27 protein-coding genes are annotated in these 25,034 nt (G+C 68.2%); 8 read left to right on the top strand and 19 right to left on the bottom strand.

Annotation, left to right across the window (positions count from 1 at the left end; translation table 11 throughout):
• Nucleotides 1–41 precede the first annotated feature (41 nt).
• The gene (locus tag OHB00_RS20420) at nucleotides 42–1,538 is read left to right on the top strand and encodes an MFS transporter (protein WP_406436333.1); all 1,497 of its coding nucleotides are present in this window, start codon (nucleotides 42–44) and stop codon (nucleotides 1,536–1,538) included.
• Between the two features lie 239 nt (nucleotides 1,539–1,777).
• Here OHB00_RS20420 and OHB00_RS20415 read toward each other — a convergent pair whose 3' ends face one another.
• Together OHB00_RS20415 and OHB00_RS20410 are read right to left on the bottom strand one after the other, a co-directional pair.
• Nucleotides 1,778–3,244: an alginate lyase family protein gene (locus tag OHB00_RS20415; RefSeq protein ID WP_406436332.1), complete on the bottom strand. Its 1,467-nt coding sequence runs from the start codon at nucleotides 3,242–3,244 to the stop codon at nucleotides 1,778–1,780.
• A 247-nt stretch (nucleotides 3,245–3,491) separates the two neighbouring features.
• Nucleotides 3,492–3,794, bottom strand: a complete 303-nt coding sequence (locus OHB00_RS20410; RefSeq protein WP_406436331.1) for a hypothetical protein — start codon at nucleotides 3,792–3,794, stop codon at nucleotides 3,492–3,494.
• A 221-nt stretch (nucleotides 3,795–4,015) separates the two neighbouring features.
• Here OHB00_RS20410 and OHB00_RS20405 point away from each other — a divergent pair, with 221 nt between their 5' ends.
• The gene (locus tag OHB00_RS20405; protein WP_406436330.1) at nucleotides 4,016–4,546 is read left to right on the top strand and encodes a DUF2267 domain-containing protein; all 531 of its coding nucleotides are present in this window, start codon (nucleotides 4,016–4,018) and stop codon (nucleotides 4,544–4,546) included.
• A 35-nt stretch (nucleotides 4,547–4,581) separates the two neighbouring features.
• Here OHB00_RS20405 and OHB00_RS20400 read toward each other — a convergent pair whose 3' ends face one another.
• The 3 genes from OHB00_RS20400 to OHB00_RS20390 all read right to left on the bottom strand — a co-directional run bounded on the left by OHB00_RS20400 (nucleotide 4,582) and on the right by OHB00_RS20390 (nucleotide 7,049).
• Nucleotides 4,582–5,859 carry a hypothetical protein gene (locus OHB00_RS20400; protein WP_406436329.1) on the bottom strand — a complete coding sequence of 426 codons (1,278 nt, stop codon included), beginning with the start codon at nucleotides 5,857–5,859 and terminating at the stop codon, nucleotides 4,582–4,584.
• Nucleotides 5,860–5,888: 29 nt separating this feature from the next.
• Nucleotides 5,889–6,395, bottom strand: a complete 507-nt coding sequence (locus OHB00_RS20395; protein WP_406436328.1) for a SigE family RNA polymerase sigma factor — start codon at nucleotides 6,393–6,395, stop codon at nucleotides 5,889–5,891.
• 114 nt (nucleotides 6,396–6,509) lie between these two features.
• A complete protein-coding gene (locus OHB00_RS20390; protein ID WP_406445894.1) occupies nucleotides 6,510–7,049 on the bottom strand; it encodes a TetR/AcrR family transcriptional regulator in 540 nt (179 codons plus the stop codon).
• A gap of 146 nt (nucleotides 7,050–7,195) precedes the next feature.
• On the opposite strand from OHB00_RS20390, the gene OHB00_RS20385 reads away from it, so the two are divergent.
• On the top strand, nucleotides 7,196–8,053 hold the full coding sequence (locus OHB00_RS20385) for an SDR family oxidoreductase (RefSeq protein ID WP_406436327.1): 858 nt from the start codon (nucleotides 7,196–7,198) through the stop codon (nucleotides 8,051–8,053).
• A gap of 171 nt (nucleotides 8,054–8,224) precedes the next feature.
• On the opposite strand, the gene OHB00_RS20380 is transcribed toward OHB00_RS20385, so the two are convergent.
• Entirely contained in the window at nucleotides 8,225–9,394 is a 1,170-nt protein-coding gene (locus OHB00_RS20380; protein WP_406436326.1) for a serine hydrolase domain-containing protein, read from the bottom strand.
• Nucleotides 9,395–9,495: 101 nt separating this feature from the next.
• On the opposite strand from OHB00_RS20380, the gene OHB00_RS20375 reads away from it, so the two are divergent.
• Nucleotides 9,496–10,194: a Clp protease N-terminal domain-containing protein gene (locus tag OHB00_RS20375; RefSeq protein WP_406436325.1), complete on the top strand. Its 699-nt coding sequence runs from the start codon at nucleotides 9,496–9,498 to the stop codon at nucleotides 10,192–10,194.
• Between the two features lie 57 nt (nucleotides 10,195–10,251).
• Here the strand turns inward: OHB00_RS20375 and OHB00_RS20370 are convergent, their stop codons facing one another.
• Together OHB00_RS20370 and OHB00_RS20365 are read right to left on the bottom strand one after the other, a co-directional pair.
• A complete protein-coding gene (locus OHB00_RS20370; protein WP_406436324.1) occupies nucleotides 10,252–10,989 on the bottom strand; it encodes an SDR family oxidoreductase in 738 nt (245 codons plus the stop codon).
• A gap of 248 nt (nucleotides 10,990–11,237) precedes the next feature.
• Nucleotides 11,238–11,765, bottom strand: a complete 528-nt coding sequence (locus tag OHB00_RS20365; protein WP_406436323.1) for a TetR/AcrR family transcriptional regulator C-terminal ligand-binding domain-containing protein — start codon at nucleotides 11,763–11,765, stop codon at nucleotides 11,238–11,240.
• A gap of 335 nt (nucleotides 11,766–12,100) precedes the next feature.
• Between OHB00_RS20365 and OHB00_RS20360 the strand changes: the two genes are divergently transcribed.
• Both OHB00_RS20360 and OHB00_RS20355 read left to right on the top strand, forming a co-directional pair.
• Nucleotides 12,101–12,595: a hypothetical protein gene (locus OHB00_RS20360; RefSeq protein WP_406436322.1), complete on the top strand. Its 495-nt coding sequence runs from the start codon at nucleotides 12,101–12,103 to the stop codon at nucleotides 12,593–12,595.
• A 60-nt stretch (nucleotides 12,596–12,655) separates the two neighbouring features.
• Nucleotides 12,656–13,132 (top strand): DUF6924 domain-containing protein, encoded by a 477-nt coding sequence (locus OHB00_RS20355; RefSeq protein ID WP_406436321.1) that lies wholly within the window; start codon nucleotides 12,656–12,658, stop codon nucleotides 13,130–13,132.
• A gap of 86 nt (nucleotides 13,133–13,218) precedes the next feature.
• Here OHB00_RS20355 and OHB00_RS20350 read toward each other — a convergent pair whose 3' ends face one another.
• The 8 genes from OHB00_RS20350 to OHB00_RS20315 form a co-directional block, all read right to left on the bottom strand.
• Nucleotides 13,219–14,001 (bottom strand): hypothetical protein, encoded by a 783-nt coding sequence (locus OHB00_RS20350; RefSeq protein ID WP_406436320.1) that lies wholly within the window; start codon nucleotides 13,999–14,001, stop codon nucleotides 13,219–13,221.
• 235 nt (nucleotides 14,002–14,236) lie between these two features.
• Nucleotides 14,237–14,791 (bottom strand): nucleoside deaminase, encoded by a 555-nt coding sequence (locus OHB00_RS20345; protein WP_406436319.1) that lies wholly within the window; start codon nucleotides 14,789–14,791, stop codon nucleotides 14,237–14,239.
• Nucleotides 14,788–15,315 (bottom strand): hypothetical protein, encoded by a 528-nt coding sequence (locus OHB00_RS20340; RefSeq protein WP_406436318.1) that lies wholly within the window; start codon nucleotides 15,313–15,315, stop codon nucleotides 14,788–14,790. The genes OHB00_RS20345 and OHB00_RS20340 overlap by 4 nt, the downstream gene beginning before the upstream one ends.
• Complete coding sequence (locus OHB00_RS20335) at nucleotides 15,312–17,030, bottom strand: hypothetical protein (protein ID WP_406436317.1); 1,719 nt, start codon at nucleotides 17,028–17,030, stop codon at nucleotides 15,312–15,314. The genes OHB00_RS20340 and OHB00_RS20335 overlap by 4 nt, the downstream gene beginning before the upstream one ends.
• A gap of 196 nt (nucleotides 17,031–17,226) precedes the next feature.
• Nucleotides 17,227–18,432: an ATP-grasp peptide maturase system methyltransferase gene (gene tgmC, locus OHB00_RS20330; protein ID WP_406436316.1), complete on the bottom strand. Its 1,206-nt coding sequence runs from the start codon at nucleotides 18,430–18,432 to the stop codon at nucleotides 17,227–17,229.
• Nucleotides 18,416–19,390 (bottom strand): ATP-grasp ribosomal peptide maturase, encoded by a 975-nt coding sequence (gene tgmB / locus OHB00_RS20325; RefSeq protein WP_406445893.1) that lies wholly within the window; start codon nucleotides 19,388–19,390, stop codon nucleotides 18,416–18,418. The genes tgmC and tgmB overlap by 17 nt, the downstream gene beginning before the upstream one ends.
• Before the next feature lie 22 nt (nucleotides 19,391–19,412).
• Nucleotides 19,413–19,679 (bottom strand): putative ATP-grasp-modified RiPP, encoded by a 267-nt coding sequence (locus OHB00_RS20320; protein WP_406436315.1) that lies wholly within the window; start codon nucleotides 19,677–19,679, stop codon nucleotides 19,413–19,415.
• A 43-nt stretch (nucleotides 19,680–19,722) separates the two neighbouring features.
• Entirely contained in the window at nucleotides 19,723–20,214 is a 492-nt protein-coding gene (locus OHB00_RS20315) for a hypothetical protein (RefSeq protein ID WP_406436314.1), read from the bottom strand.
• A 181-nt stretch (nucleotides 20,215–20,395) separates the two neighbouring features.
• On the opposite strand from OHB00_RS20315, the gene OHB00_RS20310 reads away from it, so the two are divergent.
• Nucleotides 20,396–21,673 (top strand): transcriptional regulator, encoded by a 1,278-nt coding sequence (locus OHB00_RS20310; RefSeq protein ID WP_406436313.1) that lies wholly within the window; start codon nucleotides 20,396–20,398, stop codon nucleotides 21,671–21,673.
• On the opposite strand, the gene OHB00_RS20305 is transcribed toward OHB00_RS20310, so the two are convergent.
• Entirely contained in the window at nucleotides 21,654–22,316 is a 663-nt protein-coding gene (locus OHB00_RS20305) for an HAD family hydrolase (protein ID WP_406436312.1), read from the bottom strand. The genes OHB00_RS20310 and OHB00_RS20305 overlap by 20 nt on opposite strands.
• A gap of 203 nt (nucleotides 22,317–22,519) precedes the next feature.
• Here OHB00_RS20305 and OHB00_RS20300 point away from each other — a divergent pair, with 203 nt between their 5' ends.
• Nucleotides 22,520–22,759, top strand: coding sequence for a hypothetical protein (locus OHB00_RS20300; protein ID WP_406436311.1), 240 nt, complete (start codon nucleotides 22,520–22,522; stop codon nucleotides 22,757–22,759).
• Between the two features lie 387 nt (nucleotides 22,760–23,146).
• Here OHB00_RS20300 and OHB00_RS20295 read toward each other — a convergent pair whose 3' ends face one another.
• Complete coding sequence (locus OHB00_RS20295; RefSeq protein WP_406436310.1) at nucleotides 23,147–23,668, bottom strand: HEPN domain-containing protein; 522 nt, start codon at nucleotides 23,666–23,668, stop codon at nucleotides 23,147–23,149.
• A 73-nt stretch (nucleotides 23,669–23,741) separates the two neighbouring features.
• Nucleotides 23,742–24,932 (bottom strand): DUF262 domain-containing protein, encoded by a 1,191-nt coding sequence (locus OHB00_RS20290; RefSeq protein WP_406436309.1) that lies wholly within the window; start codon nucleotides 24,930–24,932, stop codon nucleotides 23,742–23,744.
• Nucleotides 24,933–25,034: the final 102 nt, after the last annotated feature.

Genomic DNA, 25,034 nt, shown 5'->3' with positions numbered 1-25,034 from the left:
CGACCTTCGGTTTCGGTTCTCTCCCGGTCGAAGGAGGCTCGATGGGTACGGCTACGGGCGTGGGCGCGGACGGGACAGCCGGCGGCCGGACGATCACCACCCGCATCCCGGCCCGCCTGGACCGCCTCCCCTGGTCCCGCTGGCACTGGACGATCGTCATCGGCCTCGGCACGGTCTGGATCCTGGACGGCCTGGAAGTCACGGTCGTGGGCAACATCGCGAGCCGGCTCTCCGAACCGGGCAGCGGCCTCGCGATCTCCTCCTCCCAGGTCACCGGCACGGCCGCGGCCCTCTACGTGGCCGGCGCCTGCATCGGCGCCCTCTTCTGGGGCCGCCTGACCGACCGCTACGGCCGCAAGAAGCTCTTCATGATCACCCTGGCGGTCTACCTGGCCGCCACCGCCCTGACCTCGATCTCCTTCGCCCCCTGGTGGTTCTTCACCTTCCGCTTCCTGACCGGCTTCGGCATCGGCGGCGAATACGCGGCGATCAACTCGGCGATCGACGAGCTGATCCCGGCGTACTACCGGGGGCGCGTCGACCTGATCATCAACGGCAGCTTCTGGGTGGGCGCGGTGGGCGGCTCGCTCCTGTCGATCGTCGCGCTGAACACGGACTTCCTGGCGAAGGACGTGGGCTGGCGGCTGACCTTCGCGCTGGGCGTCGTCCTCGGGCTGGTCATCCTGCTGGTACGGCGCAACGTCCCGGAGAGCCCGCGCTGGCTGCTCATTCACGGCAGGGAGCGCGAGGCGGAGGAGATCGTCTCCTCGATCGAGAGCCAGGTGGCGGACGAGACGGGCAAGCCGCTGCCCGCACCCGAGGGCGAGCTGGTGATCCACCAGCGGGGGAGCGTCACGTTCGTCGAGATCGCCCGCACGGTCTTCCACGACTACCGGCGCCGCGCCGTCCTCGGCTTCTCCCTCTTCATCGGCCAGGCGTTCCTCTACAACGCGATCACCTTCGGCTTCGGCGCGATCCTCACGACGTTCTTCGACGTGCCGACGGGGGACACCGGCTACTACTTCGTGGTCATCGCGGTGGGCAACTTCCTCGGCCCCCTCCTGCTGGGCAAGCTGTTCGACACGGTCGGCCGACGGGTGATGATCTCGTCGACATACATCCTGTCCGGCCTGCTCCTCTTCCTCACGGCCTGGCTGTTCGACCGCGGTGTGCTGACGGCGGGAACGCTGACGGCGTGCTGGTGCGCGGTCCTCTTCTTCGCCTCCGCGGGAGCGTCCAGCGCCTACCTCACCGTCTCCGAGATCTTCCCGATGGAGACGCGGGCGATGTCAATCGCGTTCTTCTACGCCCTGGGCACGGCGGCCGGCGGTATCAGCGGCCCCCTCCTCTTCGCCGACCTGACGGGAACCGGCAAGGTCGCCGACACGGTCCTGGCGTTCCAGATCGGCGCGGGCCTGATGTGCGCGGCGGGCCTGGTGGCGGCGGTGTGCGCGGTGAACGCGGAGCGCCGCTCCCTGGAGGACATCGCCCGCCCACTGTCGGTTGCGCCGGGCGGCGCGACGAAGGCAGAGGCGTAGGGGCCGGGCCGACGAAGGCAGAGGCGTAGGGGGCGGTGCGACGAAGGCAGGGGCGTAGGGGGCGGTGCGGGCAGTCGTGCGGCCGCGGCCCGGTGGGGGGCTGGCCGCGCAGTTCCCCGCGCCCCTGAAAAACTCAGCTGCGGGCAGTCGTGCCGCTGGGGCGGCACGGGTGGGCGCGGCGGCACCCTGCAAGCGCTGGTAAGCGTCCCCACCCCCGCCCAGCCCCCGCGAACGGTCACCTACTGAGCGCCGCCCCGCGCCCGCTTACGCAGCAACAGCAACCCCCCGGCCAACGCAGTGACCCCGGTGGCCGCAGCCCACGCAACCCCCTCCCCGGACCCCGTGGCCGCAAGGTCATCGCCCTTACCCGCAGCCGACGGCGAAGCAGATGCAGACACCGAGGCCGAACCCGAACCAGACACCGAAGCCGAACCCGAACCCGAACCAGACGCCGAAGCCGAACCCGACGGAACCGGGGACCCCGAAGCCTCCCCCGTGCTCACCCGGTCCCGCGTGAACGTCAGTGTTCCGAAGCCCAGTTGGTCGTACCCCCCGCTGTTCGGCCCGTAGTCCCCGCCGCCGCCCTCCGGCGCAACCTTGGCCGCGATCCGGGTGACGTACGTCGCCGACATACCGCGCCGCTTCGTGTAGTGGTTGGCGATCATCGCCCAGATCGGACGGATCATCGACGGATCGACGCCCGCCGCGGCCGTCACCGTCTCACTCCCGGACCACCCCCCGATCGCCCCCTTCCGCCGCGTGCTCGCGGTGAACGGCACCTGCCCGCCCATGCTCCACTTGGCGACGTACTGCGCCCCCTTGAGGAACCGGTTGTCGTCGTACCCGTACAGGTCGATCCCCTGGTTCCACGCCATCTCGCAGAACGTGCCCATCAGCCCCACCCCGAGCAGCGCGTGCCCCTGGTCGCGTCCCGCCTCCAGCCACTCGCCCAGCCCGCCGTCGGCTCCCTCCTCGTCGTACACGACGGGAATCGCGTTCCTGATCGCCCCGAGCCCGGCACCGTGCTTGAAGTAGTCGACCGCGCGGGCGACTTGGGCGCGGTCGTCGCAGAAGACGCCGGTGGCGAGGACACAGGCCATGTTGGCGAGGTCCCAGTTGGTCCAGTAGTTGGAGACGACGGCGCCGTTGTGCCGGACGAGGAAGTCGTCGCTGACCGCCCCGAACAGCTTGCTGAGCATCTCCTGGAAGCGGGCCGACTCGAAGTCCCCGTGGTCGCGGACGAGTTCGGCCGCGTTGGCGAACTGGTAGCCGTACAGCCCAGCGGCCAGGAACCGGTCGGCGGAACCGTTGACCGCGGTGAGGGTGGCGGACCACGCGTTGAGGATCGCGACCGCGGTGTCGGCGTACGCGCTCTCGCCGGTGACGTGGTACCGCAGCGCGTTCTGGTACGCGGCGTGGATGTCGTTGTAGAGGAGCGCGTAGTTCTCCGGGGTGCCCGAACCCCGGTACACCACGGCCTGCGGCCGAGCCTGCCAGCCGCTCTGCGCGTGCCGGTTGGCGGTCAGCCGGGCGAACCCGGCCGTGTAGGGCGCGGCGCCCGCCTTCACCTTGGCGGCCATGCGGTCGAGATCGGTACGGGTGTGCAGCAGCCCGGGATGGGCGAAGGCCCCGGCGGCGACGGCGGGACGGCCCGTCGCGGCGATCCCCGCGACGGCCCCCGCCGCCGCTCCCGAGGCCTTCAACATGCTCCGGCGGCTGATCTGTCGAGTCATGTGCATGCCCCGGGAGACGAACCGGTACGGCCCCCGATAACAGAAACCCGGAAAGGACAGCTCAGGCGCCCGTCGCCGACCCCGGCCGCACGATCATCAGAACCGTCACGACGGCCCACAGCAGACGCCCGGGTGCGGGCGTGCGGGCCCGCGGACGAGGTGACCGACCCGGCATGCTCAGGCCCGGCGTCCCGTCGGCGGACCAGAACCCGGCGAGGGCTCAGGCCCGGCGGTCCGCGACGGCCCAGGACGCCAGCGCCACCGCGCCCGCCACCCCGAAGACCGACGGCCAGGCGCCCACCTTCCTGGCCAGCGGATGCGACCCGGCGAACGCGGCGACGTACGCCGCGGACAGCGCACCCGCGGCCTTCCCGCCCGCCCGCTGCCGCCACTGCTGCGCTGCCGCGGCCCCGGCGACGGCCAGCACGGCCCCGCCCAGCGGCCGCTTCTTCGTCCAGCGGGCGACGCCGTAGCCACCGACGAGGCCGCTCGCCGCGATCACCGAACTGGGAACCCTGGCCATGTCCTTCACCTTCTCCTTCTCCGGGACCTCCCGAGGCTAGCCGAGGGGCGACCGCCGACGCCTCACCCGCCCCTCCCACCCCTCCCGTCTCACCCGGACGCGCGCCCCACATTGGCCGAATCGGTGCCATGACCATCGATTTCCCGGGTACTCGGCGTTGCACCGACGCGTATCGACCTGCCCCGGAGTTCCCGGAGATGCCCGGAAGAGGAGTCAGCACGATGACCGTGACGAGCCCGCAGCCGAGAGCCACCATCGCCGCCCCCGCCACCGCACCCTCTCCGGCCCCGAGCCCCCGTACGGTTCGTACCACCCGTACCACCAGTACCGTCCGTACCGGAGGCTGGCAGGAGCTCACCGAAGCCGTGCGGGAGGCGGGCCAGTACCCGACGCGGGCGCAGGCCGAGCGGGTCACCCGTATCGTCCTGTCGGCATTGGGCAGCCATGTCACCGGCGACGAACGGGTGGCCCTCGCCCAGGCCCTCCCGCTGGAGGCGGCCGGGCTGATCGCCGCCCAGATCCCGGCGGCCGACCCGCTGACCGCCCGCCGGTTCGTCGACTCGGTGGCCGCGCGCATCGAGGGCTCGACCCCCGCCACCGCCCGCTGGGACGTCAGCTCGGTCCTCGGCGTCCTCGCGGAGACGGTCGGCGAGCCCCTGACCACCCGTCTCCTCAACCAGCTCCCGCCCGGTTACGCCCTGCTGTTCGGCCGGGCCGAGCTGGCACGCTACAACCTGGTCGCCCCGGACTGAGAGCGGGCCATTGGCCGGGGCAGCGAAGTCGGCGCCTACGACCGCCACGTCGGGCTGAGCGCGATGGCGCGGAGCTGCTTCATGGTCAGTGCCGGGGTCGCCCGGGTCGCCGGGGTGTGCTCGCTGTCGGCGTTGAACGCGCTGATCACCACCCGGAAACCGTCCTTGCGCATGGTGTCGGCGGTCCACATCACCACCCCGGCGACCCCCTTCTCCCCGGGCCTCTTGTGCTCGGCGACCAGGGTGCCGTCGGGAAGGGTCCCGGACCCGGACCCGAACAACTGCCCCGCGACATCGGACATGTCCGGCTGCACGTTGACCTGGACGAGGCTCCTGCCGTGCCCGTCGTCGACCACCACGTAGGTGAACTGGCCGTCGTCGTCCGTCGCGTGCGCCACCACCTTCAGCCCCTTGGGGATCAGCGAGGTGAGGGTCTGCCGGATCCCCCTGCCGTCCTCCGGCGCGACGGACGGCTCCTGGGTCTGCCGAGGGTCCTCCGGGATGGCGTCGACGACCCCACGCCACTCCTTCGCGGCCGCCAGCTTCTGCAACTGGGCCACCGACAGCGGCGGTTGGTCCCGGCTGACGGGTGCGTCCTTCTCGGCGGCGGCGTTCCACTCGCTGAGGGAGACATGGTGGCCGTCCGGGGTGACCAGGTTCGCGGTCCAGAGCTTGGTGTCCACGCGCCGGTCGGGATACTCGTACCCCTTGACGACCGTGACGACGGACGCGTCCGGCAGATGGCTGGTGACGCAACTGTCGTAGGGGATGTACACCTTGTCCGGGCACTGGACGGCCTGCCGGGCGTCGTTCCCGCCGGGCAGCACCCGGTTCACGGCGACGCTGATGGCGGCGGCGCCGTGCCCGTCGTCGTACACGACCTGCGCGTACGGCGCCACCAGCGGGTCGCTCGCGTCGACGCCCCGCCCCTCCGCCTTGCCGAACTTCCCCTCGGGCAGCAGCTTCTCCAGCGTGCTGATCATCTCGTCCGAGGTGACGCCGCGGGCGGCGGGGGAGGCGGTGGGACGCGGGGTGGTGGACACGGCGGCGGGCGGCTGTCCGGACGTCGACCCGCCCCAGGGCACCAGCAGCGCCCCGCCGACCCCGGCGAGCGCGACCCCGGCGGCGCCGCCCAGCACGATGGCCCGCCGCCGCAGCCGTAGCCGCCGCCCCCGCAGCGTACCGGCGTCGACGAGCGCGCCCCGGTCGATGTCGAAGGTGCCGCCGGCGTCGTGCAGGGCGGCGGCGAGCCGTACCTCGAAGGCGTGGTCATTACTGCTGTCGCTGTCGTTGTGCCGCTGCTCCACGGGCATGACGAACCACCGTTTCCACAAGGTTGATGTCAGGAGCGGGCGTACTCGGCGAGGTCCTCGCCCAGCAGCTCGCGCAAGCGCGCGAGGGCGCGCACGCACCGCGTACGGACGGCGGCCGAGCTCATGTTGAGCGCGTCCGCGGTCTCGTGCACCGACCGGTCCTCCCAGTACCGCAGGACGACGACGGCCCGGTCCTTGGCGGGCAGCCGAGCCAGCGCGTCGAGAAGGGTCAGCCGCAGCGTGGGATCGGCGCCGGTGTCGGCCAGTTCGGGGAACGAGTCCCTGGCCCGCTCCCTGCTGCTGAACCGCCGCCGGTGGGCGAGGAAGGTCCGGGTGAGAACGGTCTGCGCGTACCCGGCGGGGTTCTCGGCACGGGAGACCCGGCCCCAGCGGACGTAGATCCGCCCGAGGGCCTCCTGCACCAGGTCCTCCGCGAGATAGGTGTCCCCGGCGGTGAGCAGACAGGCGGACCGGTACAGATGCCCGGCCCGCGCCGCGGCGAACTCGGCGTAGTCCTCCCCGACCCTCGGACTCATCCGCAAGCTCTCCCCGCTTCCCGGTCCCTGACCCCGCCCGGCCCGGCGCTCTGCCGTTCCACCTCACTGATGCGGTGGGCCGGGAAAATGTTTCAAAGGATTTTCAGGGGAGGCTCACTGGAGCGAGTCGAGCCAGCCGAGGAGACGGGCGCCCTCCCGGGTCATGACCTCCGGGTCGCGCAGGGCGTTGGCCATGAGCGACATGCCCTGGTAGCCGGCGACGAGGGTGAGGGCCAGGTCGTCGGGGTCGTGCGGGCCGGACGGCGCCATCTCGCGGAACTGGCGTGCGGCCCAGTCCAGCAGCCGCCGGATCACCGCGCCGGCCTCCGCGTCGAGGGTCCCCTCGCCGCGCTTGCCCAGTTCGGCGGCGAGGGTGCCGGTGGGACAGCCGTACCGGGCGGCGACGTCACGCTGCTCGACCCACGCCTCGACCAGCCCCTTGAGCCGGTCGCGCGGGTCGGGCAACCGGTCGAGCCGCGCGGTGAGTTCGTCGAGGTGCGCGGTGTGCTCGGAGAGGGCGGCCTGGACCAGCTCGTCCTTGGTCTTGAAGTAGTAGTAGACGTTCCCGACCGGGACGTCCGCCTCCCGGGCGATGTCGGCGAGGGTGGTCCGCTCGACGCCCTGCTCGTGCAGGACCTTGGCGGCAGCCGCCATCAGTCGCTGCCGCTTCTGCGAGGCCCGCACCCGCCGATCCACTGAGTTGGTCACCCAACTGACTATAGACAGCCGCGGGGTCGACCGTGCTAGCGTCTGAGCCAGCCGAGTAAGTCAGTCAACTAACTAACTCATGGGAGACGGCAATGATCACAGTGACGGGCGCGACCGGCACCATCGGCCGCACGCTGGTGGACCTGCTGACCGAGGCGGGCGAGGACGTGGTGGCGGTGTCCCGGCATCCCCGGCGGGCGTCGTCCGCCGTCCCCGCCGCCACCGGTGTCCGGTGGGCCGAGGGCCATGTCGGGGACGCGGCGAGCATGCGGGCGCCGCTGACCGGCGCCCGAGCCCTGTTCATCGTCCTGGGCGGCGAGCTCAACGCCCGGGGCGAGGACCCGCGACTCCTGCTCCGAGCGGCCGCGGACGCCGGTGTCGAACGGGTCGTCCTGGTCTCCTCCCAGGTCGCCGCGACCCGCCCGGAGGCACCCTCACACGCCCGCCTGCGCGAGTTCGAGGCGGCGGTGCGCGCGTCGGGCCTCGGCTTCACGATCCTGCGCCCCGGCGGCTTCGCGTCGAACGCCTTCGCGTGGGCCGAGACGATCCGCACCAAGCGCACGGTCTTCGCCCCGTTCGCCGACGTGGCCCTCCCGGTCGTCGACCCGGCGGACATCGCGGCGGTGGCGGCGACGGCGCTCCGCGAGGACGGCCACGGGGGCCGGGTCCACGAACTGACCGGCCCGGAGCTGATCAGCCCGCGTCAGCAGGCGGCGGTCATCTCCGCGGCCCTGGGCGAGGAGGTGACGCTCGTGGAACTTCCTCGCGAGGAGGCCCACGCGGCCATGTCCCGCTTCATGCCGGCGGAGGCGGCCACGGGCACCCTGGACGTCCTGGGCGCACCGCTCCCGGCGGAGCTGCGGATCAGCCCCGACGTGGAGACCGTACTGGGGCGCCCGGCGGGCGGGTTCGGGGGATGGGTGGCACGCAACCTGCCGGCGTTCCGGTAGGGGCCGGGTTTCCCGGGCGCACGAGGTTCCGTGCGCCGGGGACACCCTGCGGCGCCGGGGACTATCCGCGGCGCCGGGGGCTATCCGCGGCGCCCGGGACAATCCGCGGCGGCCGGGACAATCCGCGGCGCCCGGGAAGGCCGGTCGCCCGACGCACTCACCCGCTCCCGCTCACAGCGCCTCCCGCACCGCCTCCACGAGCGCGGCCGCCCGCGTGTCCTCGCCCCCCTCGACGATGCTGTTCATCACGTACCCGAAGGCGATGCCGTGCTCCGGGTCGGCGAAGGCCAGCGACCCGCCGCGGCCGGGGTGGCCGAAGGCACGGGGACCGGTCAGAGGGGTCATCTCGACCGGCAGCATGTACCCGGAGGCGTACCGGACCGGCAGCATGATGACCTTGTCCACCCCGGCGGCCTGCTCCGCGGTCGCCGCCGCGAGTGTCTCGGGACTGAACAGCCGTACCCCGTCCACCTCCCCGATCAACGCGGCGTACATCCGCGCGAGGCCGCGAGCGGTGCCGATCCCGTTGGAGGCGGGCAGCTCCGCGGCCTGCACCTCGGCCGAGTTGAAGTCGATCTCGGCGGGATCGGTGACGGCGAACGCCCGGTTGCTCAGCGACCGCGGATCCTGCAGCGCGGCCACCAACTCCCGCACCTCCGGCGGCACCAGCTCCAGCGGTACGGCGCTCAGGTCGACCTCCGGCTTCGGATACACCATCCGGCTGACCCGCCCGCGCTCGGCCGCCGGCAGCCCGATGAAGAAGTCGAGGCCCAGCGGCCCGGCGACCTCCTCGGCGAAGAACCGCCCCGGCGTACGTCCGTCCACCCGCCGGACGACCTCCCCGACCAGCCATCCGAAGGTCCGCCCGTGGTACCCGTGCGCGGTCCCCGGCTCCCACTCCGGCCGCTGCGCGGCGAGCGCGTCGGCCATCGGCTGCCAGCGCAACGCCTCCGCCAACGGCACGGGCGGCTCGACCGCCACCACCCCGGCCCGATGCGACAACAGCCACCGCACCGGGATCTCGGCCTTCCCCGCCGCCCCGAACTCCGGCCAGTAGTCGGCCACGGGCGCATCGAGATCCAACTCCCCGCGCTGCGCCAGCAGATGAGCGACGGTGGCGGTGGCTCCCTTCGTCGCCGAGTACACCAACTGCAAGGTGTCCCGCTCCCACGCCCGCCCGGTCTCCGGATCAGCCACCCCGCCCCACAGATCCACCACCGGCCGCCCGTCCCGGTACACGCACACGGCGGCCCCGACATCCCCCCGCTCCGCGAAGTTGGCGGTGAACGCCTCCCGCACACCCTCGAACCCGTCCGCGACTTCCCCGTGAATGACCGTCATGCCCTCATCCTGGCACCGCCCCCGCCGGGCCGTTCTGACGGACCGTAAAAAATCGTCAATTAAGAGTTGACGATGTGCGATCGTCAATTTAAAGTTGACGCATGAGCCCACTCGACATCAGTCTCGCCGACCTGATCGCCCGACTCGACGAGGAACTCCCCGACGCCGACGAACTGGCCCGCATCAGCGAGGCCCGACTGCGCGCCCAGACCCTGTCCGACCTCGGTGACCAGCTCATCGACCACTACGTCAGCAAGGCCAAGCAGACCGGCGCGTCATGGACCGAGATCGGCGACGCCATCGGAGTGTCCAAACAGGCCGCCCAGCAACGCCACGCACCCGCCCCCTTCGAGCGGTTCACCAATCTGAACCGGCACAGCATCGTGCTGGCGCAGGAGGCCGCCCGCACCCACAAGCACGACTCCATCGGCACCGAACACCTCCTCCTCGGCCTCCTCGGCGAACCGAACGGCCTGGCGTACGAGCTGCTGCTCGCGAAGGCCGGGACCGAGCAGCGCGTCCAGGACGCCGTCCGGGAAGCCCTGCCGCCGTCCGGGAAGAAGGCACCGCGAGGTCACATCCCGTTCCACGAACAGAGCAAGGAGGTCATCGGCCAGGCCCGCCGCGCATCGTCCGACCTCGGCCACGACTGGGTCGGCACCGAACACACCCTCCTGGGCCTCATCCGCGTCGAGGAGAGCCCGGCCGCCCGGATCCTGCGCGACCTCGGCTTCACGTCCGAGGAACTCCACGAGACGGTGAAGACCGAGATCAGCAGGCGCCTCGCGTCGACTCGGTGACGGCGGCCGGGGACCGGGCCGCGTGCTCACGTGGTCCCGCGCAGGGGCCGTGCGCTTTCAGGCCGCGCCGCCGTTGGCGAACAGCACCTGACCGTTGATCCAGCGGGCGGGACCGGCCAGGAACGAGACGGCCTCGGCGATGTCCTCGGGGCTGCCCAGCCGCTCCATCGGGTTGAGGGCGGCGATCTGCCCGACGAGCTGCTCGCTCTTGCCTTCCAGGAACAGCGGAGTGGCGGTCGGGCCGGGCGCGACCGCGTTGACCGTGACGTCCTTGCCGCGCAACTCGCGGGCGAGGATGAGTGTCATCGCCTCGACCGCGCCCTTGGTCGCCGCGTACGCCGCGTAGCCGGGCTGCTGGAGCCGTGTCACGGAGGTGGAGAAGTTGACCAGCGCGCCGCCGGGGCGCAGGGTGCGCGCCGCCAGCTGTGACACGACGAAGGTGCCGCGCACGTTCGTGCGGTGCATACGGTCGAAGTCGGCGAGGTCCAGGTCGGCCAGCGGCGACAGCAGCATGATGCCGGCGGTGTTCACCACCACGTCGACCCCGCCGTACAGCCGCCCGGTCTGCTCGAACAGCGCGGCCATCTCCCCCTCGTCGGCGACATCACCGCTGATCGCGGTCGCCTGCCCGCCGGACGCCGTGATCGTGTCGACGACTTCACCGGCCCGGCTCTTGTTCCCGGCGTAGTGCACGACCACGGCCACCCCGTCGGCGGCCAGCCGCTCGGCGACGGCGCGCCCGATACCGCCGGAGGCTCCGGTGACGATCGCTACCCGGGATGCGGTGCTGTCCATGGCGCTGCCTTCCTTCAGTAATTTATGGACGTCTCGTCCATAAGATGAATATAGACGTGTCGTTCATTTAGGGCAAGGTCGAGGGTGTGTCGGTACGCCGGACAGCGCAACGCCCCGGTGAGGAGGTCACCGGGGCGGGTCCTGCAGGTCGTTCGGCTCGTGCGGGCCGGGCGGCTCATTCGAGGGCCGATCGATCGCCGATCGATCGCGCCACTCCTCGAAGCGCTACGACGCGGGCGGGGTCGGCGTCACTGGATGCCCCGCAGGGTGTTGCTCACCAGGGCGTCCGCGAAGGCCGCGTCGAGAGGTTCGGCGGGAAGCAGGAGCCGGTGGTAGCAGGCGCCCCAGAGCTGGTCGACGACGACCTCCAGATCGACGTCCGCGCGGATCTGGCCCGCGTCGCGCGCCGTCATCATCCGCTCCATGGCGAGCCGGCGGCGTGGGCGGACATAGCTCCTGGTGAACGCGGCGGCGAGATCCGGGTCGGTCTGTGCGGCACCGATGAGCTGGGCGATCACCGGGCCGCCCCGGCGTTTTGTGAGCAGGTCGACGAAAGCGTGCAGCTGGGCGGCCAGATCACGCTCGATGTCCCCGGTGTCGGGGAAGGCGAGAGTCGGCTCCACCGCGGCGGAGTACGCCTCGAAGGCCAGGGCGCCCGGGGAGGGCCACCACTTGTACAGCGTGGTCTTGCTCGACCCCGCCCGGGCTGCGACCTTCTCGAAGGTGGCCCCGTTGAGCCCGTCCTCGAACAGGATCTCCGCCGTGGTCCGCAGCACGTCGCTGCGCACCTCGTCCGCCGGCCGTCGGCCACGCCCGCGCCGTATCGAAGGCCGGTTCTCCTGCATCGGTCATCGCCCTTCGCCGCCCGCGTTATATGGGCGACCAGTCTACATATGCGCCCACTTGCCTACCCCGCGACGACGTCCCTCGTCCCTCCCGGTTTCTCCACGGCCCCGATCGTCATGAGTCGCCACGTGTCGATCGACCGGCCCTGGGCCGACGCGCCCCGCGGGCGCCCGTACCGCTTGCCTTCTCGTGATCCCTGCGCGTCAATGTGGCCGACGCCTGACGGCATGTCAGAAACGGGAGTCTCCCCTCAGAGGAGCCAGTCATGAGACGTACGAAGCGGAAGTTACGTGCTGCCGTGATCGCGGCAGCCTCCACCGTGCTGCTGGCCGGCATGGTGGCCCTGGCCCCCGGAGCGGACGCCGTGACCCCGGACACGGCCACGGTCCGCTACGACTGCGGGACCCTCGGCGAGACCGACGCCAAGCTCACGGCCGCCCAGAGCGGCACCGACGCGTGGATCACCGTCGAACTCCTCGGCATCACGGCCCCCCTTTCGATCCAGCCGCTCTCCCTGACCGAGGCCCTGGTCCTCAACGACACCGGCACCGGGAATCCGGTCACCTTCACCGGCAACCCGGCCAACCCGTTCATCGCCGTGGGCGATCCACTCATCCTCGGCCCGCTCAGGGGAACGGTCGCCTCCGGGGAGAGCCTGGACACCCTCGCCGGCACGTACAACCTGACTTTCGTGATGTACGGAATCACGTTCCACTGCCGGACGCTCACCGCGATGTACGGTGGCCCGTTCATGTTCTGACGCGCATGAGACAGTTGGGCACCCCCCGGCCCCTGAGCCTCACCGACGACGAAGAGAACCATGAGAGCGCTGCCCGCCGTCACCGGCCGCGAAGAGTTCGACGCCCTGGTCGTCAGGACCGACTACGAAGACGACCGCACCTGGCAGGACGTCACAGCCGCGCTGCTGGCGCCCTGGGGAGACGGCGCGTACGAAGCATCCGTCCACTTCGTCGACGACCCGGCCTGGGCGGACGCGGCCGCCGAGGAGATACTTCCCGCGGTCGCCGCCGACGAGAACCTCGCCGTGGTGTTCCTGGCCGACCGGACGACCATGCGGACCGGGCGCCACCCGCTGCTCGCGATCACCACCCTCACGCGGGAGGAGTGCGTGGACGACGCGGACTACGAGCAACTGACCGAGTTCGGAACCGAGTTCCGCACCACACCGGCAGGGGTCCACGACGTCCACGCCAACCTGAGCATCGGCAACCTGGGCTTCGAGGAGTACGCGGCCTGGGCACACGACGACGCCGAGGGGATCTACCGGTCCGCCTGAGGAGGGGTTTCTTTCATCCTCAACCTCGGAGGCCAGAGCGGCTGTTCTGCCCCTCGGCGGTTCTGAGGTGCCGTCCGCCGGCTACTTCAGGACTTCAGGCCGAGTACGTCTCCCGCCGACACCTTCCGCGAGGTGGTCGTGGTGCCGGGGAAGTACCAGCGCCAGCTGCCCGCCGAGGTGACGGTCACCTTGGTGCTCAGCTTTCCGGCGTCGCCCGTCGTCACGGTCCTGACCGTGCTGTAGTGGGCGGCGCCCTTCTTCCTGAACTGGAGCTTGACCTCCTGCCCGGTGAACCCGTGGTACTTCAGGTCCTCCCAGTTGGCCCGCGACAGTTTGCCGGTGACGGTCACCTTGGCGCCCTTGGCGACCTCCGCGGGCGTGATCACGGTGGTGAGCTGGGCTGCGCGCTTGAGCTTGTACAGGGCGATGCGGTCGGAGATCCAGTAGTCGCCGTCGTTCGCCTGGACAGTGGCGTTGACCTGCCAGACTCCAGCGGTCTTGTTGGCGTCACCGTCGCTGTAACCGGGGATCCAGGCCGGCGTGACGCTCATCGTGGCCCTGCACACCGACGTGGTGGCCGACTTCTTCGTGCAGGAGGTGCCGTCCCAGTCCACGAAGCCGCTGTCGGTGCTGGTGGCGCTGTACGTGCTGACGTGCGTGAGCCCCTTCACCCCCGAGTCGTCCTTGACGGTGATGTCGATCGGGTACTTGATCGTCTTCGACGTTCCCACGATGACGTTGCCGCCGCCGTTGACGACGGTCTTCACCACCCGGATGTCGCCCCGCCCCTCCGCGTGCGCTCCGGTCGCCGTCGTCAGCACCAGGGCCGCCGCCCCACCTGCCGCGACCCATGCCACTCTGCCTCTCATGATCCTCCCCTTGGCGTGTGCGTGCCAGAAGAGGCTATGTGATCAGGGCCCTTGCACGGCGGCGGTTTCCAGCCCGCGCCCGCAACCTGGCCACCCTCCGACGAGGCTGCGTCTCGACGTCCCTGGAGCCACGCTGACCTGCAGCGTTGAGGACGGGAAACACCTTCTTGACGGACCGTCGGCTCTCGGCGGGGTTGAGGACCCGGCGGGAGGCCCGGGTGGTGAGGCCCGCGGGTCAGAGCTTGGGCTCCACGGGAAACGGCAGTTTGTCCGCCCAACTCCCCAGGGCCGCGGCCGCGATCTCACGGCTTTCCCCACCGACCGGTGTCTCTTCGAGAAGACCGCGCTCCGCGTTGGGGAGGCTGAGTTCGCGGTAGTACTGGAGGTCCTCGAAGCCGTTGACCCCGACGTCGTGGCTGGTGGCGGCGTAGACGAGGCGCGAGACGCGGGCCCAGTAGCAGGCCACCAGGCACATGGGGCAGGGCTCGCTGCTGGAGTACATCACGGCGCCCTCCATGAGGTGGCTGCCGAGTTTGCCACCCGCGGCACGGAGGGCCATGACCTCGGCGTGCGCGGTCGGGTCACGGAGTTCGACGACCGAACTGGTGCCGGTGGCCACGACCTCCCCGTCGATGACGACCAGGGCGCCGAACGGAGTCTTGCCCTCGTCCTCCAGGGCATGGCGGGACAGCTCGATTGCCTGGGAGAGGAAGTCGTGGTCCTCGGGGATCTCGGGGGAGAAGGGCACCTGGTCTCCAAGTTTCTGGTGGGCCGCTCGCGCCACGCTCACATGTAGATGGAGGGATCGGCATCGCCGAAGGGGCCGTCCAGGTTCATGTCGTAGCCCGTGAGGGGCGTGGTGGCGCCGACCGTATGGATGATGTCCAGCGCCAGCCCGGCCCGCTGGTGGTCGGTCCAGTCGCCGTTTTCCAGCACTTCGACCATATCCGGGATGGGCGCGGACGACTGGTCGCCGCCGAGGATGAGCCGGTGGATCCTGGGCGTCGGCAGACCGTCCGCACAGAGCAGCAGAGCGGCGGCCGACATCCGGAGCTGCCATTCCTCGAACGCCCCGACAACGCCTGCGGATTCGACGGGCAGACTGTGCAGGACCACGCGGTCCACGGTGAGGCCGTCACCGCGACGCAACTGGGCCTTCATGACGGCTTGGTCGATCTCGTTGCGAATGCCGAGGAGATCGGGTCGGAGCCACGTCAGATCGCACTGCACGATGACGGCGGCCGTCACCGCGTCCGATTCCAACGCGGCGATGCGCTCACGCCAGACGGCCGTGTCCATGGCCGGATCCGTCATGCCCCCTCCCGGGTGTGAGACCCGACCAGAGTCAGGACTTTCAGACCTGTGACGATGGCCTCGACCGGATCCGTCTGCGCGACCTCGGCCGCACCGGGCAGGACGCGGGCGGCCAGACCGGCGGTGATCCGCAGACTGACCGAGGGCAGCGCCGCGAGGAAACCACGCAGTTCCGCGTCGTCCCCGCCGGGCGCGAGCGGAGCCAGCCGGCATGCCACGGCCAGGATCATGGCGGCGGGCCGGAGTTGCGGCTCCACATGCGGGGCGGGTACCCGGTACGCACGGCCGACCCGCCCATGGTGTACCCGCTCACTCGCCGACTCGCCCACAGCAGTACGGGAGATGAGGGCGACCAGGGCCGTACGTGCCTCCTCCGCCGTGCCGAAGTACCGGTGGGTGGCAAACGTCCGCAGGTACGCGCCCAGTAGCTGGTGATCAGGGGTGAACTCGGGCCGTACGAGCTCCGGAGGATGGGCGACACGGCAGTCCCGCAGGGTGGCGAGCGCGGTCACCGAGGTCAGGGCCCAGAAGTGGTCGTACTCCTCGACGCTCCCGAAGGCCGCACGCGTCGCGTCCGCCGCCGGGGTGCTGACGGCATCGTCGTCACCGAACAGCGAGCGGCGCAACTGGGTCAGAATCGAAGCGCCGTCCCAGTAGTTCCCCATGAACTTCGTGCCGGTGAGGATCTCGTACACGCCGTACAAGGCCCCGGCCTGATGCGCACCATGGAACTCGGCGAAGTCCGAACTCCACATCAGGACTTGCAGCGGCTCCGGGAGCAGGGTGCCGATTTCGTCCGGGCCGTTGGCCGACTTCGGGTCCGGGTCGACACGACGCAGGATCCGCGACCGGGCGTCGGTGCTCAGCGCCACCAGCTCACGAGCGGACCGGTTGGAGGCGACGCCCCGGACCGACATGAGCAGCGCGGTGTTGCCCAGCCAGGCCAGATACCGGCTGAGCGCGCCGAGCGGCGGGGCCGGGTCGGGCAGCCGTCCACACAGCCGGACGACGGAATCCACCAGGGCGTCGGCGCAGGCGGTCACGTGGATCGGATCCGCCCCGCTGACGAGAGCTGCGCGGGCGAGCCGGTGCAGGACGTCGATATGAAGGCTGATCGCGTTCTCGGCCGCCTCCACGGCCACCTCGGCCTCGACCAACTGCTCGACGAGGTTTCTGACAGCGGTCGGGTCGTTGCTGGTCACGGCCTGGCTGATGGCGCCGAGGTAGGCGTCGACGACCGAACTGTTCTCGAAGTCGTGGACCGAGGCCCCGACACCCGGCCGACCGAGCGACTCGGCGAGCGTCCGGCACAGCAGCCGGTTACGACCGCCGACACTGGCCAGACCGAAGAGCTGGACGAAGGAGAAGATCCCGAAGATGTTGGCCAGCAGGAACAGCAACGCGCCGTAGGTCGCGCTCATCCCGTTGCCGCCGAGCACACCACAAGCGGTGAAGAGTGCGGCGAACCAGCCGACCAGCACCCACTCCCGGAAGGCGATGTGGCTGTCTATCGCCTGTAAGGAGGGCCAGGAACTGGCCGCGGAGAAGGTGAGCGCGAAGATCACGGCCTCACCGGTCAGCAGCGTGGCGAAGAAGGCGATGCTGAACTGGGTGGCGGCCACGACGTCGTCGGCACTGCGTGGATAGCCGACGGCGAGGACCGCGAGTACGACAGCACACACGCACAGCACGACCTGCCGACGCCTCTGCACCACGGCCCCGCCCGTTCCCCCGCGTCTCAGCTGACGGGGCCAACTCTCGCAGGGGGATGAGGCGTTGCCAACAGGATCTCCAAGTCGGTTGGCCGGGCAACAGGCACTGGTGACTGGGTACTTCACCACGTCGACCATGAGCATGCGCCATGTCTCGGTGGGGACCTTCAAACGATGTCCGCGCCCTCCGTCGCCCGGTTCACCGTCCGGACAACTCAAGGCCGGGCATCCGCGGGTGCACCAGTAGCTGCTGCCGCTCAGCACCACACACCCGCAGTTCGAACTGCTCGGCCCCGGGCCGACCGGCGGAGTCGAAGGCGTCCAGGACCTCCTCCACGCACTCCCACAACCGCACCGGCCCGGCCTCGCGCACCTCCCACCCGCCGTCGCATGGTGTGAGCGAAGCGGTAGAGCCATGGACGACGTCGATCAGGTGCACGACCTTCCCTACGGTGGCCATTTGGGCGTGGGGCACAGCACATTGGACGAGAAAGCGCAGGTGAAACGCCTGCGGACTGGTCGCCGAGATCCGCTCGGGCCCATGCCTCGCCGGTCTTCCCTTCTCCGGCAGCCCCGCAGCCCAGTGGGCGGGATTCCCAAAGGCCGGAGCCGCGTGCGCCCGGACGGACATGAACGAGACGGTGCCCGGGAGCAGACGCCCCTCCGCCGTACCGTCCTCGGCGACCGTCAGAAGGACACGTGCATAGCCGTAGAGCCATCCCGACAGGGTGAGCAGGATCTTCCCACCCGGTCGGGTCTGCGCGATGAGCACATCCGGCACGGATCGGAAGGAACAGGCGGCCACGACCCGGTCGAAGCGCGCCTCGGGCCAGTAGCCGTAGAGTCCGTCCGCCACGGCAAGGGTCGGTGTGTAACCGGAGCCGTGGAGCGCGTCCGCCGCCACCGCCAGTCGGTGCGGATCGACCTCGATGCTCGTGATGTCGGCAGACCCGAGGCGCTCGCACGCCAGCGCGGTGGAGTAGCCGCTGCCCGTACCGACCTCCAGCACAGTGTGTCCCTCTTCCAAGTCGGCATCAGCCCACATGCGCAGGACCAGCGACGGCAGGGTTGAGGACGACGTCGGCGCTCCACCGTGCCGTATGCGAGGCGCGGTCCAGTCCGGCTCCTGGTCGTCGAACTGGGTGATCAGCGTGGCGTCGGAGTACGCCGCGGTCAGCCACTTCCCGCGATCGAGTTCGGCGGTGACGGGCTCCCACACCGTGAGCCCGTGCTCGTCAAGCTTCCCGCTTGACAGGTAGAAGCCCGGCACGAACCGATGCCGGGGCACCTCTTCGACGGCTGCCAGCCACCGAGGATCAGCCACCGAGCCGTCGCGCGCGAGTTGCTCCGCCATCTTCCGCCGCGGCTGAACCGCGCTGACCTCAAGGTCACTCCCCAGTGTCATGGTCTTCTGTTTCCTCCCCGTTCAGGATGTCGGCGAACGCGGCCGCGATGGCCGGCGCGTCCGGCAGCCACCCCCACTGCCCGTTGGGATTGCACTCGATGGCCCACCAGTCCTCCGGAGCCGTTCCCTCGCCGGTGAGCGCGAAGTCGAAGCAGCCGAAGACCAGCCCGAACGAGGCCAAGTAACTGTGCAGCGCGGCTCGCACGGACTCCGGGACGACGACGGGAGTGTGCACGAGACGGTCCCAGTCACCCCGCCGCCAGTCCAGCGCACCGTCCGGCGCGGTGATCCGCTGGGCGAAGATCCGACGACCGACCACGGTGACCCGAACGTCCCCGGTCTTCGGAATCTCCGCCTGAAAGAGATGCGCGGTCACCGAGACGGAGTCGTCCAGTGTGGCGGCCTCGATTCGCTGGGCCCAGATCGCCCCGGAGCACCCATCCGGCCCCTTCGGCCACCCTCGAAACGACTTGTAGATGACAAGCCCGTGCTCGGCGGCGAACCTCTGTGCCTCCTTCACGTCGTTGGTGATCAGGGTCGCCGGAACGCGCAGCCCCAGCGCGGCGAACCTCTGCAACTGGGCGGGCTTGAAGTCGGCGCGGGCCACGGCAGCGGGGTGGTTGACGTACAGCGCACGGCGCAAGCTGTGGAGCACGCCTCCGAGCCCATGGCGTGCCTCGGCGGCAGCGAACTCCCGTGTTTGCCTGTCCAGATGGTCGAACCGTGCCGTGTACGGAGTAGGGCGACGGCAGTAGACCGCAGTCACGGCCTCCACATCCACCTCTCGGCTGGCCGTACGCAACCGTCCGTGCCACACCGATTCGCCGCGACCAAGCCGGAACCCGAAGCCGAGCATAGGGCCGACATCTCCCGGATCGACGCGCACGACAGTCGCCCCACGCTCGTTCAGAGCCTCGATGACCCGGTCCGCGGTGACGTCCTCCAACGCGGTGACCACCAGTACAACGGACTCCACCCGCTCAGTCCGACTCGTAGTCGGTCGTGTTGTCGTCCTGCGTCTGAGGCTGCGGCTGTTGCCCGTCCCCGCCCCCGGACACTGATGCCGTACCCGCGGTCTTCGACGTTCCGTGCTTCCCCATCTCGACCACCTGCCCGGTGTCGTCCGTGTACACAGCGGTCTGCGAGGCGGGGACCAGTACCACGGACGAGTACGGGGGAGGCCCGACCGGCAGCCGATCGGTCACCAAACGGATGGCCCAGGGAGCTTGGGGGACAGCGGTCGTCATGCGTTTGCTCACCATTCCTTTCGAGGTTCTTCGGGAAGGATGATCAGGCTTCCGAGCGTGCGGCCAGTCGTGACCGCCCCCTCCTGACCACGGCCGTGATTGAACGCGGGGTGCACAGATCGCCCTCGTAGCGCGGTGGGACAAGCCAGTACGTCCCCGGTGGCTGCTGCCGGTCGAGCCGCGGCACACCGAGATAGGTGCCCTGTCCCAGACACGTGACGATGTCGTCGTACGCCCAGACCAGACCGGTGTGTCCCTGAATCAGCGCGTAGTACGTTCCGCCCGCGAATCGCCGGTCGTAGATGATCGAGCCTCCCAGTAAGAGACCGAGACAGACGGCGACATCGCCTGGGTCGCTCGAATCGACGGCGGCGTGCACCTCCTCCGCCGCCATGCGTACCGCCGCGAAGCGATCGCCGAGCGGCAGCAGCGCGACGCCCTGAACCGCCCACTCGTGCCAAGCCCGCGCAGGCGTCGGATGAGCTCGTGCGAGCCATTCCGCGATCGCTCTGTCCAGGGCCTCTTGTGTGTCCACAACCTGCCTCCTGTTCTGGGAACGCCCCAAAGCGTCCAGTAACTGAGCGTCAGATTCGAGGACTTGAAGAGGTCTCTTATAGGACCTCATAGGGGCCTTCATGACTCCTGAGGAGGGAGAGCATGCCTGAAACCGGACCCTCTGTGGGAGAGTTGGAGAAGTCGTAGCAGGAGGTGCTCCAGTGCCCAGGCCCACCGGCAACGTCCGACTCAAGGCCGCCCGCGTAGCGGCGGGTTTCAACTCGCAGCAACATTTGGCCGACGCACTCACCCAGCACGCCAAGGAGACGGGCGTTCGAGGGTTGTCGATCGGTGTACGACAGGTTCGCCGATGGGAATCGGACAACCCGCCCTGGCCGCAACCGGACTGCCAGCGGGTTCTTGTGCACCTGCTCGGGCAGAGCATGGAGGCGCTGGGATTCACGCCCCCGTGGGGTTCCGAGGGGCCGCAGCACGCGGAGCAAGCGCGGCGCGCCCTGGTCACCGGCGGTGGGAACTTGCCGGGACGGTCGTCGTTGCCTCGCAAGGTTGCTATGACACCCCAACCGTCCACGGCCGGAGCCGATTTCATGGCGGTTACTCGCTCGCACCGTCGGCTCTACTGGTCCGTGGCACCGGCCGAATTGCATCCGGCAGTTGTCGCACACGCGACACTGGGATGCGCCCTGCTTCCCCAGACGACCGACTCGACGCGACGCGTGGTCGCGGCCGCGATGGCGGAGACCTACCTCCTCGCAGGCCGCATCGAATTCTTCGATCTCCGCGAGGCGAGCACGGCCAACGACACACTCCTACTGGCCTTGCAGGCGGCGGGAGAGGCAGACGACGTGCTGATCGGCTCGGCGATCATCGCGCACATGGCATTCGTTCCAGGGTGGGTCGCGGACCGCGACGGCGCGCTTGAGCGAATGACAGCAGCACGCACGTACGCACGGCGTGCCCCGGCTTCCGCCGAGTTCCTTGCCTGGCTCGACGCTGTGGAAGCGGAGTGCGAGACGAGGTCGGGCGACACTCGTACAGCGCTGCACCTCCTCGGCCACGCCGAGGACGTCCTGACCGCGGGCAACGAGCACCCTTCGCCGGAGTGGCTCGATTGGTTCTCCCCGGCCCGCTTGGCGGCCTTCAAGGGCAACACCCAGATGATCGCCGGCCACCTTCCGCAGGCCCGCGAAAGCCTGCTGCGCGCTCTTGGCGCGATGACACCGGCCGAGGACAAACAACGCTCGGTGGTCTACGGCGACCTGGCAGCCGTCGAGGCGACTTCGGGGAACCCGGAGCAGGCGTGCGAGTACGCGGGCAAGGCCCTCGACCAGCTGGCGGCCACCTGGTACGCCACTGGCATGGACCGAGTGCGCGAGGTACGACGGGCACTCACGCCTCACCAGACCGAGCGCTGCGTTCGTGACCTCGACGACCGCTTGTACGACTGGTCGACGACGCTCAGCGCGCTGGGTCGTTGAACTCCCGAATGAGCTCGGGAAGTTCGGTGAGCCCTGTGATCCGGAAGGTCGGCAGCTCTCTGGCCTCGGCATCGTTCCACTGAATGGTGGCCCAGGGCCCGCGATGTACGAGGGCGGTGCACATGCTGGCCTGTCGGGCAGGGCGGATGTCGTTGTCGCAGCGGTCCCCGACGTAGAGGATCTCGCCGACCTCGAACGGCACGGCGCCGGCGACCCGCTTGAAGAACTCCGGGTCTGGCTTGCTGGCCCCCCAGTCGTCCGACGTACCGATCAGATCGACATCACCTGAGAACAGCTCACGCAGAATCCGCCCGGCCCGCACGGTCTGGTTCCCGGCGATCCCGAGCCAGAGCCCCTGGCTCCGCAGCGCGGCAAGCGCGGGCCGGACGTCGGGGTAGAGATCCTCCTCCCCGAAGGACTCAGGCTGCCCAGCGGCGGCTCGCTTCTCCCGCTCCTCGGAGAGGTCGAACCCGGGCCGGAACTCCTGGAAGACCTCACGGTAGTCCCGCCCCTGCGCGATCACCGCCCCGAACATCGCATGAAAGGTATGCCGAGGAACACCGAGCCAGTCGGCCCAGGTTCCGTACTCCCTGGTCTCGTCTACCAGGCACTCACCTACGTCGAAGACGACTGCGTGGATCATGTGGGTAGGTTATCGAGGAGGTGGACGCGAGGGATGTAGAAGGTCAGGCGCACCACGCATGCCTCCCCCCGGCTGCTGGGGGTGCTCTTCCGGGCGCTCGATCCCTGGCGACTACGCCGCATCGGACGCGCGCTCAGCTCCTACCCTGGGCATGGCAGCCGGAATGCCTTTTATCCATGGAGAAGATATGGAAGAGTGGTCTCATGGCGTTGATCGAGAAGTTCGAGTCGGTCACTTCCGACATCCAGAAGATGCATGGCCCGGTAACTTGTGGCGTTAGATCGTTCGCTGTGGACGGTCAACGTATCCTGCAACTGGATACGTATGGATCAGCTGATCGACAGATTCACGGCAAGATTAGCCAGAGTGTTCAGCTAAACATTACTGGTGCTCGTGAACTTATCAAGATCATTGAGCAGGTCTTTCCCGAACTGTCGCGCTGAGACCTAATCACAAGCATTCGGTCGCACTATCTTAGCTTAGTTTCACGGGTTCTCAACCCGCTTGAGACGGGAAAGTCGAAGGGCGCGGGGACCCTGAGTAAGTGGCCGCAACCGTGGTGCAGGCGGTAAGTGATTTCGCCTAATGTCTCATTACCTACCGACAACTCGACTCAATATATCAGCCGTTGTAAGACCCCGCGAGGGTATATCCAGGCACACGGGTGCGCCGATGGTCGGCGCACCCGTCATTGCGACTGACCGTCCTAGCTGATGTTCGAGCCATGTCGTGCCAGAGGAGTTAAGCCAGCCAGTGGCAACGGGGGCGCCACACAGGGCATCGGCACATTTCCTCAGCTTCTCGTTAACCATCCTGCGACGACAATGACCTCACCGGCGCTTGATCCGCGCGAAAACACTCTCCAGGAGGAGGAGTCCGTCTAGGACGTCTTGTACTTGTCGACGTGAAATTGTTGGGTCCGGTGGGTTGTGAACTCTGCTTGCTGAGCGATGCGCAACCATTCCTCGATTGGCGCCGAAGCTGTTCATTACCCCCAACCAGATGCCATCGAAGTCGGACTCTTTGAATCCTATCGGGAGGAGTAGGCGCAGCAGGTTTGTTTCTTTCACCCCGTGGTTATCACGTTCGGCAAGTCTTCGGTGTTTCTGGAAGGCTGACTTGACGATTTCGTCCACGGTGTCTTTCTGGGCCTGTAAAGCGAGCGACTTTGGTGGCTTTGTTTGCTTGTCATTATATAGCATCAAGGCCGCTATGCACGCACCAGCGAAGCCGGAACTAGTCCAACGCGCTTCGGCCTTTTGGAGTATATCAAGACACATCGCTTCGATATATTCTTCGACTTCCGCATGACTTAGGACGATAAATGCGCGCACCTGATCGTACTCGTCCAAGGTGTAAGAACCAACGGGACTCCGTTTTGGGAGAAAAAGACGATCCAGTCGATCAATCCTTCGAATCAATTGGTTATATCGCTGAGTAGGCAATTCGGCCCCCTCGTGCGACAGGGATCTGCAATTCCAGGTCGATTGTCCGCTCTAGCGCTTTCCCCCACTTGGAAAGCCGCACTTCCACGGCCTCCAAGCTCTTCGTGGTACTGGTCAGTGAAGCGACGAATCGACTATCCGTTGACAATTGCTCAAATGCATTTCGCACTTCCTCCGGACGGGATTGCATGCGAGCGCGCACCTCACGGTGCCGCGCATAGAAGCACATAATGTCGAAAACCGCACGGTTAAAGGGCCGTTCGTAATCTTCGCCGTTGTGGCGTCGAAACGCGTTCTTGCCGAAGGTTTTAGAAACTACGGAAATTGCCTCTGCGCAATCTCGTGCTTGCTCCTCTACTGCAACGCTTTCGGTCGCCCAAGAGTTATTCAATCGCGCGCACGTCAAGTCGAGCAGATCCTTCAAATTGCCGGCATAATCAGGAAGAAAGCGGATGAAGGCGAAATGCCTAACTAGAAGTTCGACATCGCGCATCCGGAAGTCTGGACCGTTCCTCCGGCCGAAAAGTCGAGCAAAGGAGGAATCTTCTGTCGTGTAAGTGTTGGCAAAGGCGACAAACGGCCCCGGGTGGAGCGCCTGTCGTAGTTCCTGGGGGCTCAGTGGAACGCTCCCGGTATTCAATCGATGGAACACCAGGTAAAGGAATTCATCTCCCTGCCAATGGCGCACAACCATGGTGCGAAGGGTTTGGGTTTCGAAGGCTAGGCGCTCATCGCTCGGCAGGCTGTCAATGTTGCAGCGATTGAGGTCGGAACGGAGTTCAAGGCCACTTAGCCTGAATTCGCCTTGGGCAAATTGAACGAGAGTGAGTAGCCTTTGCTTTCCGTCCAATACAATAAACTGCCCCTTCTTTCCCTTCCTTTCCGCAAGTACTACTTGCGGTACCGGTAGGCCGACAATCAGCGACTCGATGAAGCGACTCTTCTTCTTCCTGTCCCATGCGTCCCTACGTTGAAATATTGGGTCCATTTCAATGTTGTTACGCTGGATCTGACTCAATAGGGTCTCGGATGTCCAGTCGCTGGAAACAACGAATGCGTCAAAGGAAGTTGCCTCGCGGAGCTTAGTGAGATCGTCCTCTGATTCACCGAACAACTCTTCCGCGTCACTCGTCGCATCGTCGGGTGAAATTCCTTCGTTATCATAATTCATAGCGCTGACTTTTCCGTGAGGGTTTTAGGCGAATACATCGTGCCATGGGGGCGGGGCGGCGGGAAGCGGATCCGTAGATGCCTGGGTTTTAGGCCCGGAGAC

Origin of the sequence: Streptomyces sp. NBC_00631 (assembly GCF_045206895.1) — a bacterium.
Lineage (GTDB): Bacteria > Actinomycetota > Actinomycetes > Streptomycetales > Streptomycetaceae > Streptomyces.
Note: the sequence above shows the minus strand (reverse complement) of the source record. Positions and strands in the feature narration are given on the sequence as shown.